This window comes from Enterobacter sp. MALB-1 (assembly GCF_041021625.1).
GTDB lineage: Bacteria > Pseudomonadota > Gammaproteobacteria > Enterobacterales > Enterobacteriaceae > Enterobacter > Enterobacter oligotrophicus.
In genome coordinates this window covers 2,861,513-2,885,328 of the sequence record NZ_JBDPJL010000001.1, presented here as the reverse complement: position 1 = coordinate 2,885,328, position 23,816 = coordinate 2,861,513, and the positions used below count along the sequence as shown (strand labels likewise).

The window sequence follows — 23,816 nt, the reverse complement described above, 5'->3', positions numbered from 1 at the left end:
TTTGATTATCATAAGATTAAGCTCATATGTAACATCAGGATGATAGGCGGCTCTTGTTATAGTGATATTCAGAAAAAAGCCCGGTTGCATTAACGCTTACCGGGCTTACGATGCTGCATTTACCGCTTACGCCAACACAAGATCACCCTGTGGGTGACACGAACACGCCAGCACATAACCTTCCGCAATTTCCGCGTCAGTCAACGTCATGGTGCTGGTCACGCTGTACTCACCAGAAACCACTTTCGTCTTACAGCAACCGCACACGCCAGCACGACAGGCTGCCACCACGGGCACTTTGTTGCTTTCCAGCGCTTCCAGCAGCGTAGTACCCACGCGGCCAAAGAAAGTCTGCGCGGGTTGCAGTTTGGTGAACTGAATCCCGCTGGTTGCCGCTTCGGCCACTGGCGTGAAGAATTGCTCTTTAAAGAAGCGGGTCACGCCCAGCGCTTTTACGTCCTCTTCCACGATATCCATGTACGGTGCTGGGCCACAGGTCATCACGGTACGGTTCGCAATATCCGGTACGCTTTGCAGCAGCTCGCGGCTCAGACGACCGGCGACAAAACCGTGGGTGGCGTTATTCTCTGCCACCAGCGTTACCGGATAGTCGCGCCACTCATCGGCAAAAATCACATCCTCTGGTGAGCGCACGCTGAAGATCACCTGCACGTCGGCCTGTGGACGGTTTTTCGCCAGCCAGCGGCGCATCGACATAATCGGCGTTACGCCACAACCGGCTGCCAGCAGCAGGAATTTATCGTCTGCTTTGTCGTCACAGGTGAAATCACCTTGCGCGTCAGACAGCCAGATATAATCTCCGCGCTTCACATCACGGGTCAGCCACTGGGAGCCTGCACCGTCATCAATGCGACGGATGGTGAGCGTGATGTACTCGCTCACACCCGGCGTTGAGGAAATGGTGTAAGCGCGCAGAGTGTCCGCAGAGTTGCGAACACTGACCAGCGCATATTGCCCGGCGCGATACGGATAGTAGTCATGGCACAGCAGCGACAGCGTCCACACATCCGGCGTCTCCTGATGGATGTGATGAACCTGCATCCGCCACGGACATTGTGAGGTTGGCATGGTCATGAATTGCTCCTTACGCGCTCAGCAGTTGCTGCATATCATCTTCAACATTGGTCACGGAACGCAGACCGAATTTCTCGTTCAGTACGGCCAGCAGGTCCGGTGTCAGGAAGCCTGGCGCGGTCGGTCCGGTCACGATGTTGGTGACACCCAGAGAGAGAAGGGTCAGCAGGATGACAATCGCTTTCTGTTCGAACCAGGAAAGCACCAGTGATAACGGCAAATCGTTCACGCCGCAGCCGAGCTTCTCCGCCAGGGTGACCGCCAGAATGATGGCAGAGTAAGCATCGTTACACTGGCCCGCATCCACCAGGCGCGGCAGACCTTCGATGTTGCCAAAGTCCAGTTTGTTGAAACGGTATTTACCGCACGCCAGGGTCAGGATCAGGCAATCTTCCGGCACTCGGGTGGCGAAATCGGTGAAGTAGTTACGTTCACCGCGCGCGCCGTCACAGCCGCCAATCAGGAAGATGTGGCGCAGTTTTTCACGGCTGACGAGGTCAATCAGAGAATCCGCCGCACCGAGCAGTGTTTCACGGCCAAAGCCGACGGTGATGAGATGTTCGATTTCGCTGTAAGGGAAGCCTGCCATCTGCTGTGCCTGGGCGATAACCGGGCCGAAATCGTCACCTTCGAGGTGGCTCACGCCCGGCCAGCCGACGATGCTACGGGTCCAGATGCGGTCGTCATACGCGCCCACGGTTGGGTCGATAATGCAGTTGGAGGTCATCACGATTGGGCCAGGGAAACGGGCGAACTCAACCTGCTGGTTCTGCCAGCCGCTGCCGTAGTTACCGACCAGATGTTTGAATTTACGCAGTTCAGGGTAACCGTGTGCAGGCAGCATCTCACCGTGGGTATAGACGTTAACGCCGGTGCCTTCGGTTTGCTTCAGCAGGTTATAGAGATCTTTCAGATCGTGACCGGAGATCAGGATGCACTTGCCTTCGGTCGCTTTGACGTTAACTTGCGTTGGCGTCGGGTGGCCGTAGGTGCTGGTTTCACCAGCATCCAGAATGCTCATCACTTTGAAGTTCATCTGGCCGATTTCCATTGAGCACTCAAGCAGCGCATTCATATCGGCAGGCCAGGTTCCCAGCCACGCCATGATTTTGTGGTACTGAGTATAAATATCGTTGTCGTACTGACCGAGAACGTGCGCGTGTTCCATATAGGCGGCTGCACCTTTCAGGCCGTACAGGCACAGCAGACGCAGGCCGAGAATGTTCTCGCCAATCGCAGCTTTATCTTTGTTTGGCGTAAATTCTGCCGCCTGACGCTGCAGTTCACCCAGGTCATCGCTCACCAGCTGGAGTTCTGCCATTGGATTATCCACACGAGCGCTGGCATCGGCATTCAGACACTGCGCTTTCAGTGCTTCACGCAGGGCAATCGCTTCGCGGGCGTAACCGACAATGCGCGGGGAGTCGAAGTTGACATTCGTCAGCGTGGAGAAAAATGCGCGAGGGGCGAAGCTGTCGACGTAGTGGTCGATAATGCCGTATTCACGGGCTTTGAACGCCCACGCGGAGAGCCCTTGCAGGGAAGCAATCAGCAGATCCTGCAGGTCTGATGTTTCTGCGGTTTTGCCGCACATACCCTGCGCGTAAGAGCAGCCATTGCCTGCCGGAGTACGGATGGTTTGTTCACATTGCACACAAAACATAATCACACCTGTTAAAGTTATATTTAATATACATGTTTAAGATTATGCTTGTGCCAGAACGGTGAAAAGTGCTTTCTGCTACAAAGTAGAGGGATATTGATTTAGCGCAATTTTGGCGGCAGGTTCGCTACCGCCAAAGAAGTATCAGGCGGAGAAAAACGCCATCAGAACCGGAACCAGCAGGCTCAAAATAAAGCCGTGTACGATGGCGGCAGGCACCATCTCCAGACCGCCGGAACGTTGTAACACCGGCAGGGTAAAGTCCATCGATGTGGCACCGCACAGGCCCAGTGCGGTGGAGCGGCTGCGGCGAACCAGGCCTGGGATCAACATGATGGCAATCAGTTCGCGCGCCAGGTCATTAAAGAAGGCGGCGCTGCCAATCACCGGCCCGAACGATTCCGTCAGAAGGATGCCAGACAGAGAATACCAGCCGAAGCCGGAGGCCATTGCCAGCCCGGTTTTCAGCGGCAGGTCAAGAATAAAGGCGTTAATGACACCCGCGACCAGGGAGCTGGCGACCACGACAACGGCCACTATCATTCCCCGGCGGTTGAGGACGATCTGTTTTAACGTCATGCCATTATTTCGCAGCTGAATACCAATCAGGAATAGCAGGAAGATCAGGGTATATTCGCTGGCTTCCGTGGCGTGCTGTAAAAATGCCCATCCGGTAAGTCCCAGCAGAAAACCGAGCACCACGACGCCGCACAGTTTTAATGATTCCAGCGCCATCGCAATACGCGAAGGTAATTTTTCCTGGTGGTGGTGATTTTTCCACGGAATTGAGCGCTCCAGCCAGAAAAGCGCAGCAATATTGCACAGTAATATCACCACAACCGTGACGGCTGAATAATGCAGGATCGAGAGCAAATTAGCGGCCAGGTTATCCAGGAAAGCGAGGCTAATCCCCATAAAGAAAAGAATAACGTAGACAATCCAGCTGAGAAAACGATTGATGAGCCTTAATGCGGATTCACGGCGCAGCGGAATAAGGTAGCCCACAATCAAGGGCAGCAAAATAATGAGGAGTCCTGAAAACATGAACAGCTGGTCCTTTTGAGTATCTGTTAAGCGCCAGTGACACTACCCAATTAAGGCTTTGAGGTAAAGCTACAAAAAAAGCCGGGTGGCGGCTACGCCTTACCCGGCCTATAACGTGCGCCATCGCGTAGGTCGGGTAAGCGTTAGCGCCACCCGACATTACAGGCCGCACTTTTATTAATCGCGTTTTTCCAGCAGGGTACGATACAGCACACCGCCCAGTATACCGCCGATGACTGGCATCACCCAGAACAGCCACAACTGCTCAAGCGCCCAGCCCCCCTGGAAAATCGCGACCGCGGTACTGCGCGCCGGGTTTACGGAGGTGTTGGTAACCGGAATGGAGATCAGGTGGATAAGCGTCAGCGCCAGACCAATAGCGATTGGCGCGAAGCCCGCGGGTGCGTGTTTATCCGTTGCACCGTGGATGACTAACAGGAAGCCAGCCGTCAGCACAATTTCAATCACAATGGCAGACAGCATGGAATAGCCGCCCGGCGAATGTTCACCGAAGCCGTTAGAGGCGAAACCGCTGGCTGCCGCATCAAAGCCTGCTTTACCGCTGGCAATCATGTACAGCACCGCGGCGGCAATAATGCCGCCAACCACCTGAGCGATAATATAGCCAGGAATGTCTTTCGCCGGGAACCGGCCGCCTGCCCATAAACCTAATGTCACTGCCGGGTTAAAATGTCCGCCGGAAATATGACCTACGGCAAATGCCATCGTTAACACCGTCAAGCCAAAAGCCAGGGCGACACCGACAAAACCAATGCCTAATTCTGGAAAAGCGGCTGCGAGAACTGCGCTACCGCAACCACCAAATACCAGCCAGAATGTACCGAAACATTCTGCCGCTAACTTTCTGAACATAACCACCTCAATAATAAATTTCCGCACACTATCCCGCGTGCGGGTTATATCGCCATAAAGGGATGACGACTCAAAGAGCCATTATTTTAGAAACCTACAACACCCCTTCGCCACTTAAATAAATTCAATTAATTTGATTTAAGGCAATGTGATGTTATTCCTTGTTCGAGCGGGAGGTAAATAGATCATAGTCCAATTCTTAAACGGGCGTATCTTCTGCTATCGTGTCCAACATCCTGCCGCTATACTGCTGATAACTTGAAGGAAAAAGTGATCATTTCGCGGGGGATTTATGCTTCTCGAACGAGTGGAAATAGTCGGGTTTCGCGGTATTAACCGTCTGTCGCTGCAACTGGAACAGAACAACGTCCTGATTGGGGAAAACGCCTGGGGAAAGTCCAGTCTGCTGGATGCCCTGACCCTGTTGCTTTCACCCGAAGATAATTTGTACCACTTCGTTCATGATGACTTCTGGTTCCCACCGGGTGATGTCACGGGGCGCGAGAAGCATTTACATATCATTCTGACCTTTCGGGAATCTGAGCCGGGGCGTCATCGCGTGCGTCGCTTTCGCCCGCTGTCGTCGTGCTGGGTGCCGTGCGATGATGACTTCCATCGTATTTTCTACCGTCTGGAAGGTGAGCTGGCCGAGAATGAGAGCGTATTAACGCTGCGTGAATTTCTCGATGGCAAAGGTCATCCCCTCTCGCTGGAAAACATTGATGAGATGGCCCGCCACCTGATTCGCCTGACGCCGGTATTACGCTTGCGTGATGCGCGTTTTATGCGGCGCATCCGTAACGGCACTGTACCGAATATGCCTGAAGTGGAAGTGACCGCTCGCGAGCTGGATTTTCTGGCGCGTGAGCTGGTCTCTCGTCCGCAAAACCTGACCGACGGGCAGATCCGCCAGGGGTTATCTGCCATGGTGCAACTGCTTGAGCACTACTTTTCCGAGCAGGGAACATCGCAGTCACGTAACCGTCTGATGCGCCGCCGCTCGCACGATGAACAGCGAAGCTGGCGCTACCTCGATATCATTAACCGCATGATCGACCGGCCAGGCGGGCGCACTCACAGAGTGATCCTGTTGGGATTGTTCTCCACGCTTTTGCAGGCCAAAGGCACCGTTCGGCTGGACAGGGACGCGCGGCCGCTGCTGCTGGTGGAAGATCCTGAAACGCGCCTGCACCCTATCATGCTCTCCGTTGCGTGGCAGCTATTAAACCTGCTGCCGCTGCAACGTATTACCACCACCAATTCCGGCGAGCTGTTATCCCTCACGCCGGTGGAGTATGTCTGCCGTCTGGTGCGTGAATCCTCGCGCGTATCGGCTTACCGGCTGGGGCCGGGCGGCCTGAACGCGGAGGACGGTCGCCGCATTGCGTTTCATATCCGCTTTAACCGCGCGTCGTCGCTGTTTGCGCGTTGCTGGCTTCTGGTCGAGGGGGAAACCGAAACCTGGGTTATCAACGAGCTGGCGCGCCAGTGCGGTCATCACTTCGATGCAGAAGGCATTAAGGTCATTGAGTTCGCGCAGTCGGGATTAAAACCGTTAATCAAATTCGCCCGCCGGATGGGCATTGAGTGGCATGTACTGGTGGATGGTGACGAAGCAGGGAAAAAATATGCCGCTACCGTCCGCAGCCTGCTCAACAATGACCGGGAAGAAGAGCGCGATCATTTAACCACGCTGCCCGCGATGGATATGGAACACTTTATGTATCGTCAGGGTTTCGATGACGTATTCCACCGCATTGCGATGGTGCCGGTGGATGTGCCGATGAATATGCGTCGGGTGATCGCCAAAGCAATTCACCGATCGTCAAAACCGGATCTGGCCATTGAAGTGGCAACGGAAGCAGGGCGGAGGGGTGTTGAATCGGTGCCTACGCTGCTGCGCAAAATGTTCTCCCGCGTACTTTGGCTCGCACGCGGGAGAGCGGATTAGCGGTGAGTGGCCTGGTTTACCTGGCTAATCAGGCTATCCAGCAGCGCGTAGCGACGGCGATACTCGGAACGTTTTTTACTGGCAATCTCTTCAATCGGTTTGCGTGGCATTGTCAGCGGTAGCACAAAGTTGCCGTGATCCTGCTGCTGGCCGCCAATGGAAAGCCAGAAACTGTCGTAGTCTGCCAGCAGTTTTCCCTCTTTTTTCTTGCGATAACGCCAGCTACGATAGATATGCGTGGCGTTGCTCACGGCGACAATCTGTTCGACCGGGAAAGCTGTCCCCAGGGTCATCGCGGCTTCAACCAGCAGACGTTTCGGGAACAGGCCGTGACAGGCTTTGGTCGCCCCCTGGATCAGCTCATGCGGCACATGCGATTTCGCGCCCTGTAATCCGCCGATAAACAGCGTGGATTTCCCTTCAAACTGACACAGCGTAAAGGTCATCTCCGCCAGTACCGTATTTTGATGGTCACAAAAGGCGAGGGTCGCTTCACCCTCTTTATCAAGAAACGCATCAGCACAGAGGCGGAGGGTGAATGGTTGCTCGTCTTTGCCGGTTAAGGTGACCAGCGTCATCCCTTTTTTCGAGAGATAACCTTTCAGTAGCGTCGCCGGAAGCTGACGGCTCATCATCTGGTAGTGGCAGTTAAGCGATTCCAGCGCGTTCTGCCGGCTCATATTCACGGTCAGCCAGGGACGGTGCAGACGGCACGGCAGCCCAGGTTGCACCTGTAACATTTGCATCAGACAGGGTTGTTTTGCCAGGCTTGCCAGCAGACGCGCGGTGCTGAACGGGGTTGCCAGTGAACGTAGCATGAATTTGCGTCGATAGGCGGGGTTTTGCCACGCCAGTCCTGGCGTAATCGCCCCGGATGCCAGGCTCCTGAAAAGTTGCCAGCCGGTTTTAGGTTGTGACAGGTTTGAATAAGGTGTATCGACGATGGAAGACATGTTAGATCCTGCTCCTTGTGGAAGATCGTTATTTCAGCAGGCGCTTTATCAACATCTCGTAAACAAATTCCGACGATTCCAGAAAACAGGGGTTTCGTTGAGGAGTGGTTTAGATAGAATCAACGGTGATGATAGCCAGGACAATTATTTGGAATATTTATGAATCTTAAGGGAAAACGCAGAACGCTATTTCTGCTGCTGGCGGTGCTGGTGTTAGTGGGCGGTTTCTGGTTATGGCAGGTGCTGAACGCGCCTGTGCCGCAGTATCAGACGCTGATCGTTCGCCCAGGTGAACTGCAACAGAATGTCCTGGCGACAGGCAAACTTGATGCCCTGCGCAAGGTTGACGTAGGGGCGCAGGTGAGCGGCCAGTTGAAAACGCTGTCGGTTGAGATTGGCGATAAGGTGAAAAAAGGCCAGTTGCTGGGCGTTATCGATCCTGAGCAGGCGGAGAACCAGATCCGCGAAGTGGAAGCGACGCTGATGGAGTTACGCGCGCAACGCGCTCAGGCTCAGGCGGAGCGCAACCTCGCGCAGGTCACCCTGACGCGCCAGCAGGCGCTGGCTAAAACGCAGGCCATCTCGAAGCAGGATCTGGATACCGCAGCAACAGAGCTGGCGGTAAAACAGGCGCAGATCGGCACCATTGATGCGCAAATCAAACGTAACCAGGCGTCGCTCGATACGGCGAAAACCAACCTCGACTATACGCGCATCGTCGCGCCAATGGCCGGGGAAGTCACCCAAATCACCACGTTGCAGGGGCAAACGGTGATTGCTGCGCAACAGGCTCCGAACATTCTGACGCTGGCAGACATGAGCACCATGCTGGTGAAAGCGCAGGTCTCTGAGGCAGATGTGATTCATCTTAAGCCGGGGCAGAACGCCTGGTTTACCGTGCTGGGCGACCCGCAAACCCGCTATGAAGGCGTACTGAAAGATATTCTGCCGACGCCGGAAAAGGTCAATGACGCCATCTTTTATTATGCGCGCTTCGAGGTGCCTAACCCGCAGGGCGTGCTGCGCCTGGATATGACCGCCCAGGTGCACATCCAGTTAACCGGGGTGAAAAACGTGCTGACCATCCCACTCTCAGCGCTGGGTGAGTCCGCAGGGGACAGCCGCTATAAAGTGAAGGTGCTGCGCAACGGCGAAACGCGCGAGCGTGAAGTGGTGATTGGCGCACGTAACGACACGGACGTGGTGGTGGTGAAAGGGCTTGAAGAGGGGGAAGAGGTTGTCACCAGCGAAAGCCTGCCCGGAGCCGCTAAATGACCGCGCTGCTTGAGCTGAATGACATTCGTCGCAGCTATCCTTCCGGCGACGGCCCGGTGGAAGTGCTTAAGGGGATCTCCCTGCGCGTTGAAGCGGGCGAAATGGTGGCGATTGTCGGTGCGTCCGGTTCCGGTAAATCGACGCTGATGAACATTCTCGGCTGTCTCGATAAACCCACCAGCGGCACATATCGTGTGGCCGGGACGGATATCTCTACGCTGGACGGCGATGCGCTGGCGAAACTGCGCCGTGAGCACTTCGGCTTTATCTTCCAGCGCTATCATCTGCTCTCTCATCTGAGCGCGGCGCAGAACGTAGAAGTGCCGGCCGTCTACGCGGGTGTGGAGCGTAAAAAACGCCTTGAGCGTGCGAAAGCATTGTTAACGCGTCTGGGGCTGGCGGAGCGTGTGGAGTATCAGCCGTCGCAGCTTTCGGGAGGCCAGCAGCAGCGCGTGAGTATTGCCCGCGCGCTGATGAACGGTGGTCAGGTGATCCTCGCGGATGAACCGACCGGGGCGCTCGACAGCCGTTCCGGTGAAGAGGTAATGGCGATCCTCCATCAACTGCGTGACCAGGGGCATACGGTAATTATCGTTACCCACGATCCGCAGGTGGCTGCGCAGGCGGAGCGGATTATTGAGATCCACGACGGCGAGCTGGTGAGCAACCCGCCGCCGCGTCAGTCCAGGGCGGCTGCGCCGAAAGAAGCATTGCCTGCTTCAACCGGCTGGGGGCAGTTTTCCAGCGGCTTTCGCGAAGCGCTGACCATGGCATGGCTGGCGATGGCAGCGAATAAAATGCGCACGCTGCTGACCATGCTCGGCATTATTATTGGTATCGCGTCGGTGGTGTCGATTGTGGTGGTGGGCGACGCGGCCAAACAGCTGGTGCTGGCGGATATTCGCGCAATCGGCACCAACACCATTGACGTCTACCCTGGCAAAGACTTTGGCGACGATGAACCACAGTATCAACAGGCGCTGAAATATGACGACCTGGCGGCGATTCAGAAACAGCCATGGGTCAATTCGGCTACGCCTGCGGTCTCGCAAAACCTGCGCCTGCGCTACGGCAATATCGACGTGGCGGCCAGCGCCAACGGCGTCAGCGGTGATTACTTCAACGTCTACGGCATGACCTTCAGCGAAGGCGCGACCTTCAATGCCGAACAGCTGGCGGGCAGGGCACAGGTAGTCGTGTTAGATGCAAACTCGCGCAGGCAGCTCTTCCCGAATAAAACGAACGTTGTGGGTGAGGTGATCCTCGTGGGGAACATGCCTGCCACGGTCATCGGCGTGGCGGAAGAGAAACAGTCGATGTTTGGCAGCAGCAAGATCCTGCGCGTCTGGCTGCCGTATACCACCATCTCCGGGCGGATTATGGGCCAGTCATGGCTTAACTCCATCACCGTTCGCGTGAAGGAGGGCTACGACAGCACCCTGGCCGAACAGCAGCTTGAGCGGTTGTTAACCCTGCGCCACGGGAAGAAGGATTTCTTCACCTGGAATATGGACGGCCTCTTGAAAACGGCGGAAAAGACCACACGTACTCTTCAGTTGTTCCTGACGCTGGTGGCGGTGATTTCGCTGGTGGTCGGCGGTATCGGGGTGATGAATATCATGCTGGTGTCGGTCACGGAACGCACGCGGGAGATCGGTATCCGCATGGCGGTCGGGGCCAGAGCCAGCGATGTGCTGCAGCAGTTTTTGATCGAAGCGGTGCTGGTGTGTCTGGTCGGTGGTGCGATGGGGATTGCGCTGTCGATGATGATTGCCTTTGCGCTCCAGCTCTTTTTACCCGGCTGGGAGATCGGTTTCTCACCGGTGGCAATTCTCACGGCGTTTTTATGCTCGACCTTTACCGGTATCCTGTTTGGCTGGCTGCCAGCACGCAATGCGGCGCGGCTCGATCCGGTGGATGCGCTGGCGCGGGAATAACCTGAAAGTAAAAGACCACCTTCTAAGAAGGTGGCTTTTGAGAATGCCCCCTGTAAGGGGGGCTATTATCACTTCCCGCTTACTACTCTAGCAATTCCATCTGCTGTTCATGCGTTTGTTCCGTTTTCTCCTGATGCCGCACATATCGTCTGATAATTTCCTCGTTCACACCGACAGTATCTACAAAGTATCCACGTGACCAAAAGTGGTTGCCCCATAGCTTTTTTCGTATATGTGGAAAACGATTGTAGAGCCTGATGGCGCTGCGGCCTTTCAGATGCCCCATCAGGGTTGATATCGAGATTTTAGGTGGGACGATTACAACAAGATGTACATGATCTGGCTGAATATTTAGCTCCAGAACCTCACAATCTTTTATTCCACAGAGAATGTAGATTGTCCTGTAAAGTTCCTTACCCAACTTATCTTTCAAGATCCTGAAACGGTACTTTGGCGTCCAGACTATGTGGTATTTGCAACGCCAATATACATGTGATGAACTCCTGTAAAGCCCCATGTCGGTTTGTCTCCTTTTACTTGTGGTGAGTAAGCAGAGATATTCCGGCATGGGCATTCTTCAGGCTATAGCCTTACAGGATCAATCACCACCTCCCCAGGAGGTGGTTTAGGGGTGACAATAAAAATGCCAGCCGATCGGGCTGGCATTTTGCCTGCGGGATGTACACAATAAAACAGAGGGCTATGCAACCGTTTCTGCTTCAACGGGCACGATTAGACTGGCGTGATTGCCTTTTGGCCCCTGGTGTACATCGAACCGGACGGACTGCCCGGCTTTGAGCGTCCTGTAACCATCCATCTGAATGGTGGAATAGTGAGCGAAGATATCCTCGCCGCCGCCTTCGGGGCAGATGAAGCCAAACCCTTTGGCGTTGTTGAACCACTTAACAGTACCCATTTCCATGCTTCGACATCCTTCGTAAATCTTATAAATTAAGATGGAATGAACCGGTGGTGGAGTGGGGGCTGTTCAAAACCTCGCCAACTCACGCTTGTACAATTTAGATAAACGAAAGAAGCCGTCAAGCGTTTGGCGCTGGAGTTGGGACAATAATCAACCAAAATTTGAGGCAGTTAACGCTATTGCAACAGTTTGTGACAGACATCGCGGATGACAGTAATAGATGATTGTTATCTAACATCTGAGGTAGATTCAAAGTGGTTATGCATAATGGGTAAGACGAACGACTGGCTGGATTTTGACCAGCTGGCGGAAGATAAAGTGCGTGACGCGCTAAAACCGCCATCTATGTATAAAGTTATGTTAATGAACGATGATTACACGCCGATGGAATTTGTTATTGACGTGCTACAAAAGTTCTTTTCTTATGATGTAGAACGTGCAACGCAACTGATGCTTACCGTTCATTATCGTGGCAAAGCGATCTGCGGCATCTTTACTGCCGAAGTTGCGGAAACCAAAGTGGCGATGGTGAACGATTATGCGAGGGAGAACGAGCATCCGTTGCTGTGTACGCTGGAAAAGGCCTGATAAGGCATAAAATTGGGGGAGGTGCCTATGCTCAATCAAGAACTGGAACTCAGTTTAAATATGGCTTTCGCCAGAGCGCGTGAGCACCGACATGAGTTTATGACCGTCGAGCACTTGCTGCTCGCACTGCTTAGCAACCCATCTGCCCGCGAAGCGCTGGAAGCCTGCTCCGTGGATCTGGTGGCGCTACGTCAGGAACTCGAAGCCTTCATCGAACAAACCACACCGGTGCTGCCAGCCAGTGAAGAAGAGCGTGACACGCAGCCGACGCTTAGCTTCCAGCGTGTGCTGCAGCGCGCGGTTTTCCACGTCCAGTCTTCCGGGCGTAGCGAAGTGACTGGCGCAAACGTCTTAGTCGCCATCTTCAGCGAGCAGGAGTCACAGGCGGCTTACCTGCTGCGCAAACACGAAGTCAGCCGACTGGATGTGGTCAACTTCATCTCTCACGGGACGCGCAAAGACGAGCCTAACCAGGCATCGGATTCCAGCAATCAGATTAACAACAACGAAGAGCAAGCAGGCGGGGAGGATCGTATGGAAAACTTCACCACCAACCTTAATCAGCTTGCTCGCGTTGGCGGTATCGACCCGCTGATTGGTCGCGATAAAGAGCTGGAGCGTGCGATTCAGGTGCTGTGCCGTCGCCGCAAGAACAACCCGCTGTTGGTAGGGGAATCTGGCGTCGGTAAAACCGCGATTGCCGAAGGTCTTGCCTGGCGCATAGTGCAGGGCGACGTGCCGGAAGTGATTGCCGATTGCACCATCTACTCGCTGGATATCGGCTCGCTGCTGGCGGGCACCAAATACCGCGGTGATTTTGAAAAACGCTTCAAGGCGCTGTTAAAGCAGCTTGAGCAGGACACTAACAGCATTCTGTTTATCGATGAAATCCACACCATCATCGGTGCAGGTGCGGCCTCCGGTGGCCAGGTGGATGCCGCTAACCTGATCAAACCGCTGCTTTCCAGCGGCAAGATCCGCGTGATTGGCTCCACAACTTACCAGGAGTTCAGCAACATTTTCGAGAAGGACCGTGCGCTGGCGCGTCGCTTCCAGAAAATCGACGTGACTGAGCCGTCCGTCGAGGAGACGGTGCAGATCATCAACGGCCTGAAACCGAAGTACGAAGCGCACCACGACGTGCGTTATACCGCGAAAGCGGTGCGTGCGGCGGTGGAACTGGCGGTGAAATACATCAACGACCGTCATCTGCCGGATAAGGCGATTGACGTGATTGATGAGGCGGGGGCGCGTGCGCGCCTGATGCCAGCCAGCAAGCGCAAGAAAACCGTTAACGTGGCGGATATCGAGTCCGTGGTGGCCCGCATCGCGCGTATCCCTGAGAAGAGCGTTTCTCAGAGTGACCGCGATACGCTGCGCACCCTCGGCAATCGCCTGAAAATGCTGGTCTTTGGTCAGGATAAAGCCATTGAGGCCTTAACCGAAGCGATCAAGATGGCACGCGCCGGGCTGGGGCATGATCACAAGCCGGTTGGTTCCTTCCTGTTCGCCGGGCCAACCGGTGTCGGGAAAACCGAGGTGACGGTGCAGCTCTCCAAAGCACTGGGCATTGAACTGCTGCGCTTTGATATGTCCGAGTATATGGAGCGTCACACCGTCAGCCGTTTGATTGGTGCGCCTCCGGGATACGTGGGCTTTGACCAGGGCGGCCTGCTCACCGACGCGGTGATCAAGCATCCGCACGCGGTACTGCTGCTCGATGAAATCGAGAAAGCGCACCCGGACGTGTTCAACATCCTGCTGCAGGTGATGGACAACGGGACGCTGACCGACAACAACGGGCGTAAGGCGGACTTCCGCAACGTGGTGCTGGTGATGACCACCAACGCCGGGGTGCGTGAAACCGAGCGTAAATCCATCGGCCTGATCCACCAGGATAACAGCACCGATGCGATGGAAGAGATCAAGAAGATCTTCACGCCGGAGTTCCGTAACCGTCTGGACAACATTATCTGGTTCGATCACCTGTCTACCGAGGTGATCCATCAGGTGGTGGATAAGTTCATCGTCGAACTGCAGGTTCAGCTGGATCAGAAAGGCGTGTCGCTGGAAGTGAGCCAGGAGGCCCGCAACTGGCTGGCAGAGAAAGGCTACGACCGTGCGATGGGTGCCCGTCCGATGGCGCGTGTGATTCAGGACAACCTGAAGAAACCGCTGGCGAACGAGCTGCTGTTTGGCTCGCTGGTGGACGGCGGCCAGGTGACCGTGGCGCTGGACCAGGCGAAGAACGAACTGACGTACGATTTCCAGAGTGCGGCGAAGCACAAGCCGGAAGCGGCTCACTGAGTTGAACGTTAAACGAAAAAACCGGGCATTTGCCCGGTTTTTTTATGCCCGCTTTTCTCCCTCTCCCTGTGGGAGAGGGCTGGGGTGAGGGCATCAGGTCGCAGCGAAATTTTGCGAGGCGCTTTCCAGTTTCTTTTGATGTCTGTTGCTGGATAAATCCACAGCAATAAAATGGCGACGCACCTGCAAAATCAGGTGTCGGGATTGGCGTCCTGAAAGTGTGTGAGCAGCAGTATTGCTGCAGGCTTCGTTCGCCCTAAGGAAAAGGGTATAATCTGCATCTGGCGGGCGAATCGGGAGCTTCCTTTGAAGCGCCAGTAGCACACACACTGGTACGCCAATTCCTTTTCGTCCGCCGCCAGCGAATCTGGCGTTTCCTGCGGTGGTAAATTCAAAGTGTGTGAAGGAATTACCCAATGAATACAAAAAATAATTTCGCCCAACTCTACAGCGAACTTACTCTAAACCTCGATCTCCCAACCCTTACTGAGCGTTGCAAATTGCTCACTGAAATCCTGCTGGACTGCAACTCGCTCCCGCAAACTCAACCCGTTTGTCGTTGTCTTGGTGCTTATCTGGAGGAAGTCAAAACCGGCCTTGTGGAATCGATGAGTGATTTTCAGATAGTAGAATTTGAGGAAGAAGAGGAGCCACCGCGGCAAAAAGAGTGGTTGCTGGAAGGTACTGAAACCAAGTGCGATTACTGCCGCGCATTAAATCACGTGCTGCTGGTATCGCATTTTGACCGCGAGATGCTGCCGTACCTGACGGGATTATTGCACGACATTACTCACTCAATGGCGGCAGATGTGGTTGCGCCTCGTAGTGCAGAAACCGTTATCCATATTATTCCCTGATTATTTTGTCGCGTCGGGGGAGTTGTTTCGATGCATGCAGGTTAAACCCTTTTTTCTGGCGGCTTTGTAACTCATTGATTTATATGATGAGGATTTGCGCTTTGAAAAAAAGGGTTTAATGCGCATGTATTGATTATTTTCTTATACAACAATAAGATGGCGAGGTTTCCTTTCAGTTCACTGCCGTGCAGGCAGCTTAGAAATGTAGCGCTCGCCGCAGTATCAGACCGAAGGTGTTCACTGCCGTGCAGGCAGCTTAGAAAACAGGAAATGTGAGGACTGGCGCGGGCTGGAAGTTCACTGCCGTGCAGGCAGCTTAGAAAAAACAGGCGGGTGTAGATTGCGTCACCTGTTTGTTCACTGCCGTGCAGGCAGCTTAGAAACCCATCAGGTCAGCAAGGGCATTCGTGTTTAGGTTCACTGCCGTGCAGGCAGCTTAGAAAAGACGTCGCGGTAGTCGAATCCGGGTTTAAGTGTTCACTGCCGTGCAGGCAGCTTAGAAATGATTCCAAAGCAGTGGGATGACAACACAACGGTTCACTGCCGTGCAGGCAGCTTAGAAAATCGTAATGGCAATACCCCCTACAGCGGATAAGTTCACTGCCGTGCAGGCAGCTTAGAAAACTGAGAAACTCAGCCTGGCGAACGCCACCATGTTCACTGCCGTGCAGGCAGCTTAGAAACTGTTTAATGACGATGTGGCGAAGATGCTTCAGTTCACTGCCGTGCAGGCAGCTTAGAAATGCAGCTGGATAACCCGCTTGGTACGGTCACTGTTCACTGCCGTGCAGGCAGCTTAGAAAGGCGATGCTGAGGTGGGCGACCAAACCCACCGGTTCACTGCCGTGCAGGCAGCTTAGAAATGGGAACCGTCCTGCTTCGTCCATTCTTCAATGTTCACTGCCGTGCAGGCAGCTTAGAAAGCATGACAAAGCCAGTCATTAATCAGCTTGGGGTTCACTGCCGTGCAGCAGGCAGCTTAGAAATGGCTGGGGTTTGGCACATGGACGCAGCGCACGTTCACTGCCGTGCAGGCAGCTTAGAAAGTTAGCACCGTTTTACATCCGCTTATTGCGTGGTTCACTGCCGTGCAGGCAGCTTAGAAAAGAGAAACGGCATATCCAGAGTCTGGATCTTTGTTCACTACCGTGCAGGCAGCTTAGAAACACTCAATGCCCATCTGGACGAAGGCGTTAATGTTCAACGCCACACACACACTCTTGCTAAAAAGGTCTTGCAATTACATGCACCAAATCGATCATTCATAAGAACACATCACTATTATCTCTATCATTTTTATTTAAATCAAAAAACATATCCAATCCATAAATATAATCAAAGGAATGCATTATTCATTGGGATGATAAATGCGCTATTAAACACACTTTCTGTTTTATTACCCCTCTGATTATTATTCATTTGATATATATCACATTTGTCTTTGTCTAAAACTCGCTAACATATCCTGCATTCAATTCTTTGAAATAAAAGCCTTAACATGCCCGCAAACAGCATCACGCCTGGCGATTTAAAAACCATACTCCACTCTAAACGCGCCAATATCTATTATCTGGAGAAATGTCGTATTCAGGTAAATGGTGGGCGGGTTGAATATGTCACCCAGGAAGGGAAAGAGTCATTTTACTGGAACATTCCCATCGCCAATACTACGGCGGTCATGTTGGGTATGGGAACCTCCGTTACGCAAATGGCAATGCGGGAATTTGCACGGGCAGGCGTGATGGTTGGTTTTTGTGGAACGGATGGCACGCCGCTTTATGCGGCAAACGAAGTGGATATTGATGTCTCCTGGCTTTGTCCGCAAAGTGAATATCGCCCGACGGGGTATTTGCAAAATTGGGTTTCATTCTGGTTTGACGAAGAAAAACGTCTGCAGGCGGCAAAGCACTTTCAGTTTATTCGTTTACAGCAAATCGAAAAACAGTGGTCCGGGTTGCGGATGCAGCGAGAAACCTCTTTTCAACCAGATAAGGATGCGCTGAATAATATTCTTGAGCGTGCGAAGCAGGGCATGGAAAACGCTCAGGATCATACGTCGTTGATGCTTCAGGAGGCACAGCTGACGAAATTACTCTATAAACTGGCAAGCCAGACGGTGGGCTACGGCAGCTTTATCCGCGCCAAACGGGGTGGCGGGGCGGATATGGCGAACCGTTTTCTCGATCAGGGCAACTATCTGGCCTACGGGCTGGCGGCTGTCGCAGCCTGGGTGACGGGCATTCCTCATGGGCTTGCGGTTATGCACGGTAAAACCCGACGCGGTGGGTTGGTTTTTGATATTGCTGATTTAATGAAAGACGCCCTCGTTATGCCACAGGCATTTATTGCGGCTATGGAGGGTGAGGATAATCAACAGTTTCGTCAGCGCTGCATCAACGTGTTTCAACAGGCTGATGCGCTGGATGTGATGATCGCCACGTTGCAGGAAACCTCGCAGTCGCTGGCGGGAGTCGCAAAATGAATGTGCTGATTATCTCCCGGTGTACGAAACGTGCGCGCGAGCAAAGCTGTCAAATTATCGATCAATTTGCTGAGCGCACGGGTGACGCTGCGTGGCAGACGACGATCACAATGGAAGGCGTTAACACGCTACGTAAGCTGCTGCGTAAAACTGCACGGCGTAATACCGCCGTGGCCTGCCACTGGCTGAAAAAAAGCGGGCAAACAGAGCTGCTGTGGATTGTCGGGAATTTGCGTCGCTTTAACGCGCAAGGACGTGTGCCCACAAATCGCACGACCCTGCAAATTATCCGCAATGACAACGAACACCGTTGGCACAGTGCGGAAAGCATCGCCTTGCTGGCGGCGATCGCCGGGCTGTTTCATGATTTTGGTAAAGCGGGGATGAGTTTCCAGCAAACGCTTAAGGGTGAAAGTAAGCGCTTCTGTCAAATGTTTCGCCATGAGTGGATCTCTGTTCGTCTGTTCGAGGCATTTGTAGGAGAACAAACCGATGAACAGTGGCTGACATCCTTAACACAGCTCAAAGCCGCTGACGAAAAGGCCATGCTAAAAGCGCTGAAGAAGGACAGGGAAGAGTGGAGTAATAGTCCGCTGGGAACATTACCACCCGTCGCTAAAGTGGTGGCGTGGCTGATGTTATCACACCACCGTTTACCTGAGCCCCATCCGAAAAATCCCTCATTACTGTACTGTGAAGGCTGGCTTGAGCGACAGCTGAATGTGGACTGGAACGCGCTAAATCACAAACAGGAAAAGCATGGCTGGACCACGCGGGAAAAACAAAACGTCTGGACATTTCCTCACGGCACGCCGCTAAAAAGTAAAACCTGGCGCGAGAAGGCCAGGCAGATTGGTAAACGCATCCGTAACCTCCCCGCACTGCTTCATGCGGGATCGCTGGATAATCTTTTCACCCTCCATCTTGCTCGTCTGTCGCTGATGCTGGCCGATCACGTTTACTCCTCTCAACCGGCTTATTCCAAATGGCAGGATGATGCCGTCCAGTGCTGGGCCAACAGTGACCGCCAGTCAGGGCTGCTTAAGCAAAAACTGGATGAGCACAATGTCGGTGTCGCGCACCTGGCGCTGCTGATGGGGCGTTCTCTTCCTTCTTTGCGTCGTTCGTTGCCCGCCATCGCCCGACATAAAGCGTTTCGGGAAAGGGCAACAAATCCGCGCTTTCAATGGCAGAACAAAGCATGGGATGTGGCCTCTGCCTTGCGGGAGAAGAGTGCAGAGCAGGGTTTCTTCGGCATCAATATGGCCTCGACAGGGTGCGGCAAAACCTTTGCCAATGCCCGAATTATGTATGCCCTCGCAGATGAGCAGGCGGGATGTCGCTTCAGCGTGGCGCTGGGGTTGCGGACCTTAACCCTTCAGACGGGACATGCGTTGCAGTCACGTCTGGGACTCGACGATGACACGCTGGCCGTCGTGACCGGTGCTGCGGCGGTGAAGGAGCTGTACCAGGGGAATGACGTTGAAGATAACAGCAGCGCCAGCGACGAAGCGTTTTTCGCCAGCCATCATTACGTTCATTATGAGGGCGCAATGAGCAGCGGTATTGCGCAACAGTGGCTGGCGAAAGAACCGACGCTTAACCGTCTGGTCAGTGCGCCGGTGCTGGTGACAACCGTCGATCATCTTATGCCCGCGACGGAAGGCGTACGCGGGGGGCGGCAGATCCCCGCCATGCTGCGCCTGCTGACCAGCGATCTGGTGCTTGATGAGCCAGATGATTTTGACGTTGATGATTTGCACGCCCTGTGTCGGCTGGTGAACTGGGCGGGAATGCTCTGCTCTCGTGTGCTTCTCTCGTCGGCAACGCTGCCCCCTGCGTTAACGGAAGCGTTGTTTGAAGCCTATCGGGAAGGACGCAAAGCCTGGCAAATCGCTTGCGGGATCTCCGACAGACCGCTGAGTATCTGCTGCGCCTGGTTTGATGAATACGGCGCACAGTCAAAGGATGTGGCCGATGAAAACCAGTTTCGTCAGGCGCACGGCGAATTTGTGCATCAGCGGATTAAACGCCTGCCTGACCAGCCACGGCTTCGTCTGGGAAAACTGGCTCCTGTTATGCCGAACTCAGCCAGTAATGCAGACGTGGTGTCTGCCCTGGCGGAGACGTTGCACCAGCAGATGGTTGAACTTCATCAGCGTCATCACACAGCCCATAAAAGTGGAAAAACGGTCTCGTTTGGCCTGGTTCGCATGGCCAATATCAATCCGCTGGTTGCTGTTGCGCAGGCGCTGATGGCAATCCCCTCGCCGGACAATTACCGCATTCATTATTGCGTTTATCACAGTCAGCACCCGCTGGCGGTGCGCGCGGCGATCGAAAAACGGCTGGACAGCGCGTTCACGCGACACGACCCGGAACATGTCTGGCAGTTACCGGAAGTGAAGCAGGCGCTGACATCGCCGGAGCAACACCATCTTTTTGTTGTGCTGGGGACGTCTGTGCTGGAGGTCGGGCGAGATTTTGATGCCGACTGGGGGATCGTCGAACCGAGTTCAATGCGTTCGCTTATTCAGTTTGCCGGGCGTATTCAGCGTCATCGCCAGCAGGTTCCTGAGCGTGAAAACCTGGTGATTCTGGAACGCAACGTGCGCGCGCTTCGTGGGGAGCGCGTGGCCTACTGTCGTCCTGGTTTCGAAACGGAACACCATCCGCTGCCTCACCATGATCTTCATGAACTGCTCAGTGAAGAAAGTTATCGCACACTCAATGCTATCCCGCGCATCGTTGAAGATTTACCCGGTAATGCGCTGGCGGCGCTGGAGCATGCCCGGTTGCGTGCCGCGCTGCTGGACGGTGGGGATAAACCGGATGTTGTTGCCGCGTCGTGGTGGCGATTGCCACTGACGTGGAACGGTGAGCTTCAAAAACGAACACCGTTTCGCCGCTCATCGCCTGAGGACTCTTTCTTTTTGAGTATGCAGGAGGAAGACGACGAACCCGTGTTTTGTCTGATGCAGGAAGACGGCAGGTTAAAACCTTCGGAGCGGTTTCGCTCGCATTCGTTATCCATGGCCGACGGCGTAGAACCGTGGTTTGCGATTGATTATGCCAGGGTGTTGCAGGCGCTTGCGGATGAAAAGCAGATGGAGCTGGATGCGGTGTCGCGTCGTTATGGCGAAATCACATTGAGGGTCAGCAGGGAGGAGGAGACGGAACAATGGCTGTATCACCCGGTACTGGGTGTGTTTCGCGCCCTCTGAAGAGGGCGCGAGCTGCTTGTTCAGCAGTATATTGATCGATTGAGTAAAATCTCATGCTTGATATTTCTAAGCTACCTGAACGGTAGTCTGGGCCAAGACTATTGTGTAAGAAAAGTGGCGTCAATGATGTTTAGTATTTGCATATTAAATCTCATGCGTGATAGGTTGATTTTTTCTTGCTTGAGTTATAACCTAAAGGCATATCTTAACTAAGGCCAAAAACTCATGAAGAAGCCAAACGTATTGTGGTTTTCAATGATATTGATTGTCTATCCTGTCCTGACAAAGCAGTTACTTGTACATCAGACGTTTAACATAAATGCACCTTCTCACGTATTTAACTCGTTTGTAACAATTGTGAAGTCGTGAGGTAAATTGTAAAGGGAGAGCACGATGGGCAAGTCATCTTTGACAGAGTCTATTCGCTGTTACATTGCCGGACGACGGCAAACAAAGCTGGAAGCATTTGAAAAAGAGGCCGCAAAACGCAGCGAGGCAGAGAGCGCGACGCTTGCGGCAGAACGCCGGGAGCTGGAGCTTCGCTATGAACCGAAAGCATGGCTGACGGATGCCGCGAAGCGAGCCGGACAAATTAACCTCGTGACCCATGCGGCGAAATTTACCCACGGGGATTCAAAAAGTAGCAGTATTTACAGCGAGGCAGTGGCGCAGGAAGGATATCTCAGCAGCGCAGCGTTGTCTGGTCTGGAACCGGATGCCGTGGGTAATGCTGCAGCGCTGGATGTGGCGAAACTTCTGCAGACCCGTATCGAAGGGGGCGACTCCCTTTTGGCGAGCCTGAAACGCGGTGACCATGCCGCGCTGGCCGCATTTACCGACGACACTCATCAGTTAAATGAGTGGATAGCGGGATTTTCGCGCGCTCTGAAGCCAGGAGAGCCAGCTTCGCACAAACTCGCAAAACAGGGCTATTTTCCGGTAGGTGATGGTTACCACCTGTTAAGCCTGCTGTTTGCCACCTCGCTTGTCCATGCTATGCATCAGAAAATGGTTGCCCTGCGTTTTGGCGATGAGGTTAAAGCCATCTGGAAAGCGCGTCGCGAGAAAACCTGGCATCCCACTCCGCTGACACTCTTCCCGGATTCAGCGGAAATACACTTCGGTGGCACAAAACCGCAGAACATTTCGTATCTCAACAGCGTGCGCGGCGGACGTAGCTGGCTATTTTCCTGCCAGCCACCACAGTGGAAAAGAGCAGAAAAGCCGCCAACGAATTTACGTTCTGTTTTCGCCTCGGGTGGGCAATTTGACCGTCGTGCCAAGAGTCAAATTCAGTTGCTTATTTCCTTGCTGACGAGAACGGGCGGTTACACCAGCTTTCGTATTCGCGAAGCACGTGATGGCTATATCAACGCGCTTATCGACCTGTTGTTTGACGTTGCGGCTCAATTTCAGTGCGAAACATGGCAAAACTGGACGCTCAACTGTCCGGATCTTAAATCCCATCAGCAACTCTGGCTCGACCCCTGGCGCACAAAAACAGACGAAGCCTTCCGCCTTGAGCGTGAAAAAGACGACTGGCAGGACTCTGTGGCAGAGGATTTTGCCCTGTGGCTGAACGCGCGTCTGCGCAAGGCATTGCCTGATTTAGGTGCGGTAGAAAAGCGTGAATGGGAAACCCGCGAACGTTTACGCACGAACCTGCGCGAGATGGAAAAAATCATCCGGGAGGCGCTGAAATGAGCTCATTGATCCTGCTTCGCCGCGTCAGAGTCGAAAACGCCAACGCGATTGCTGGCCTGACGTATGGTTTTCCCGCTATCACCCATTTCATGGGATTTTCCCATGCGCTGTCCCGCAAGCTGACGGAAACGCACGGGCTGCGTATTGATGGCTGTGCGGTCGTGAGCCACGAGCACCAGATCCACGCGCATACGTCTGGCCGTGATTATCAGTTTGCGCTGACCCGCAACCCGTTAACTCGTGACGCGAAAACCGCCTCCTTTAATGAAGAGGGGCGCATGCATTTAACCGTATCTCTGCTGCTGGAATGTCACGGAGAAATCCCCAATGGTGAATACGGGCAGCGCGACCTGGCAGAGTTTCTGTTGCAGGTGTGCCCGACGCTCCGACTGGCGGGAGGAATTATCGTCGATATTCAGGATATCTCTGTGATGGCAATGCCTGCCAGTCGTCAGGAGATGGGGCGATTACAGTGGCAACTGATGCCGGGCTTTGCCCTGCGCGATCGCAGCGGCTGGCTGGGCGAACATCATCAAACGCTTCTTGAAAACGATCCTAACGCCACGTTGCTTGACGCCTGGCTGGATTTTGCTGCCCTGAAAATGCAAGCCGAAACGCCGGAGGAAGGTGACATCCGCGAAGGCGAACCGGCAAACTGGCACTATGTTCCTAAACCCAACCCCGGTTACCTGGTGCCGTTAATGACCGGTTATCAGCGCATCTCTGAACTCTACGCGCCCGGCGTTGTGGCAAACGCGCGCGATTCAGAAACACCCTTCGCGTTTACCGAAGCGGTGTATGGCGTGGGCGAATGGTGTGGGTTGCATCGAATTCAGTCACTTGATGACATTTTCTGGCGTTATCGCACGACAGAAACGGGCTACTACTGTCAGGGCGCGGGCGCGCCAGTGACATCTGAACATTCAAATTAAAAAGGACTT

At 53.9% G+C, this 23,816-nt stretch carries 17 protein-coding genes and 1 CRISPR repeat array; of the genes, 10 read left to right on the top strand and 7 right to left on the bottom strand.

Features of this window, described 5'->3' with window-relative positions; genetic code table 11:
* Positions 1-126: 126 nt before the first annotated feature.
* From hcr to aqpZ, 4 genes are all read right to left on the bottom strand, one after another.
* On the bottom strand, positions 127-1,095 hold the full coding sequence (gene hcr / locus ABGB15_RS13795) for an NADH oxidoreductase (protein WP_215723458.1): 969 nt from the start codon (positions 1,093-1,095) through the stop codon (positions 127-129).
* Between the two features lie 10 nt (positions 1,096-1,105).
* Positions 1,106-2,758, bottom strand: a complete 1,653-nt coding sequence (gene hcp, locus ABGB15_RS13790; RefSeq protein ID WP_152084055.1) for a hydroxylamine reductase — start codon at positions 2,756-2,758, stop codon at positions 1,106-1,108.
* A gap of 144 nt (positions 2,759-2,902) precedes the next feature.
* Positions 2,903-3,802 carry a lysine exporter LysO family protein gene (locus tag ABGB15_RS13785; RefSeq protein ID WP_215723459.1) on the bottom strand — a complete coding sequence of 300 codons (900 nt, stop codon included), beginning with the start codon at positions 3,800-3,802 and terminating at the stop codon, positions 2,903-2,905.
* 177 nt (positions 3,803-3,979) lie between these two features.
* Positions 3,980-4,675 (bottom strand): aquaporin Z, encoded by a 696-nt coding sequence (gene aqpZ / locus ABGB15_RS13780; protein ID WP_152084057.1) that lies wholly within the window; start codon positions 4,673-4,675, stop codon positions 3,980-3,982.
* Between the two features lie 292 nt (positions 4,676-4,967).
* Here aqpZ and ABGB15_RS13775 point away from each other — a divergent pair, with 292 nt between their 5' ends.
* Entirely contained in the window at positions 4,968-6,626 is a 1,659-nt protein-coding gene (locus tag ABGB15_RS13775; RefSeq protein WP_152084058.1) for an ATP-dependent endonuclease, read from the top strand.
* Here ABGB15_RS13775 and ABGB15_RS13770 read toward each other — a convergent pair.
* Positions 6,623-7,579, bottom strand: a complete 957-nt coding sequence (locus ABGB15_RS13770) for a VirK/YbjX family protein (RefSeq protein ID WP_215723460.1) — start codon at positions 7,577-7,579, stop codon at positions 6,623-6,625. The genes ABGB15_RS13775 and ABGB15_RS13770 overlap by 4 nt on opposite strands.
* Positions 7,580-7,738: 159 nt before the next feature.
* Between ABGB15_RS13770 and macA the strand changes: the two genes are divergently transcribed.
* Together macA and macB are read left to right on the top strand one after the other, a co-directional pair.
* On the top strand, positions 7,739-8,854 hold the full coding sequence (macA, locus tag ABGB15_RS13765) for a macrolide transporter subunit MacA (RefSeq protein WP_152084060.1): 1,116 nt from the start codon (positions 7,739-7,741) through the stop codon (positions 8,852-8,854).
* Positions 8,851-10,791 (top strand): macrolide ABC transporter ATP-binding protein/permease MacB, encoded by a 1,941-nt coding sequence (gene macB / locus ABGB15_RS13760; RefSeq protein ID WP_152084061.1) that lies wholly within the window; start codon positions 8,851-8,853, stop codon positions 10,789-10,791. Before macA ends, macB begins: the two co-directional genes overlap by 4 nt.
* 82 nt (positions 10,792-10,873) lie before the next feature.
* On the opposite strand, the gene tnpA is transcribed toward macB, so the two are convergent.
* Positions 10,874-11,308 (bottom strand): IS200/IS605 family transposase, encoded by a 435-nt coding sequence (gene tnpA, locus ABGB15_RS13755; protein WP_061379590.1) that lies wholly within the window; start codon positions 11,306-11,308, stop codon positions 10,874-10,876.
* 183 nt (positions 11,309-11,491) lie between these two features.
* A complete protein-coding gene (gene cspD, locus ABGB15_RS13750) occupies positions 11,492-11,713 on the bottom strand; it encodes a cold shock-like protein CspD (RefSeq protein ID WP_006809408.1) in 222 nt (73 codons plus the stop codon).
* 267 nt (positions 11,714-11,980) lie between these two features.
* On the opposite strand from cspD, the gene clpS reads away from it, so the two are divergent.
* The 7 genes from clpS (at position 11,981) to csy2 (ending at position 23,807) form a co-directional block, all read left to right on the top strand.
* Positions 11,981-12,301: an ATP-dependent Clp protease adapter ClpS gene (gene clpS, locus ABGB15_RS13745; RefSeq protein ID WP_006174393.1), complete on the top strand. Its 321-nt coding sequence runs from the start codon at positions 11,981-11,983 to the stop codon at positions 12,299-12,301.
* Positions 12,302-12,328: 27 nt separating this feature from the next.
* On the top strand, positions 12,329-14,608 hold the full coding sequence (gene clpA / locus ABGB15_RS13740) for an ATP-dependent Clp protease ATP-binding subunit ClpA (protein WP_152084062.1): 2,280 nt from the start codon (positions 12,329-12,331) through the stop codon (positions 14,606-14,608).
* Between the two features lie 416 nt (positions 14,609-15,024).
* Entirely contained in the window at positions 15,025-15,465 is a 441-nt protein-coding gene (locus ABGB15_RS13735; RefSeq protein ID WP_152084063.1) for a hypothetical protein, read from the top strand.
* Positions 15,466-15,640: 175 nt separating this feature from the next.
* Positions 15,641-16,631: direct repeats of the CRISPR family, unit length 28 nt; unit sequence GTTCACTGCCGTGCAGGCAGCTTAGAAA.
* A 332-nt stretch (positions 16,632-16,963) separates the two neighbouring features.
* The gene (cas1f, locus tag ABGB15_RS13730) at positions 16,964-17,947 is read left to right on the top strand and encodes a type I-F CRISPR-associated endonuclease Cas1f (RefSeq protein ID WP_215723461.1); all 984 of its coding nucleotides are present in this window, start codon (positions 16,964-16,966) and stop codon (positions 17,945-17,947) included.
* A complete protein-coding gene (gene cas3f, locus ABGB15_RS13725) occupies positions 17,944-21,171 on the top strand; it encodes a type I-F CRISPR-associated helicase Cas3f (protein ID WP_215723462.1) in 3,228 nt (1,075 codons plus the stop codon). The genes cas1f and cas3f overlap by 4 nt, the downstream gene beginning before the upstream one ends.
* 393 nt (positions 21,172-21,564) lie before the next feature.
* The gene (gene csy1, locus ABGB15_RS13720) at positions 21,565-22,875 is read left to right on the top strand and encodes a type I-F CRISPR-associated protein Csy1 (protein WP_215723463.1); all 1,311 of its coding nucleotides are present in this window, start codon (positions 21,565-21,567) and stop codon (positions 22,873-22,875) included.
* The gene (gene csy2, locus ABGB15_RS13715; RefSeq protein WP_215723464.1) at positions 22,872-23,807 is read left to right on the top strand and encodes a type I-F CRISPR-associated protein Csy2; all 936 of its coding nucleotides are present in this window, start codon (positions 22,872-22,874) and stop codon (positions 23,805-23,807) included. Before csy1 ends, csy2 begins: the two co-directional genes overlap by 4 nt.
* Positions 23,808-23,816 lie beyond the last annotated feature (9 nt).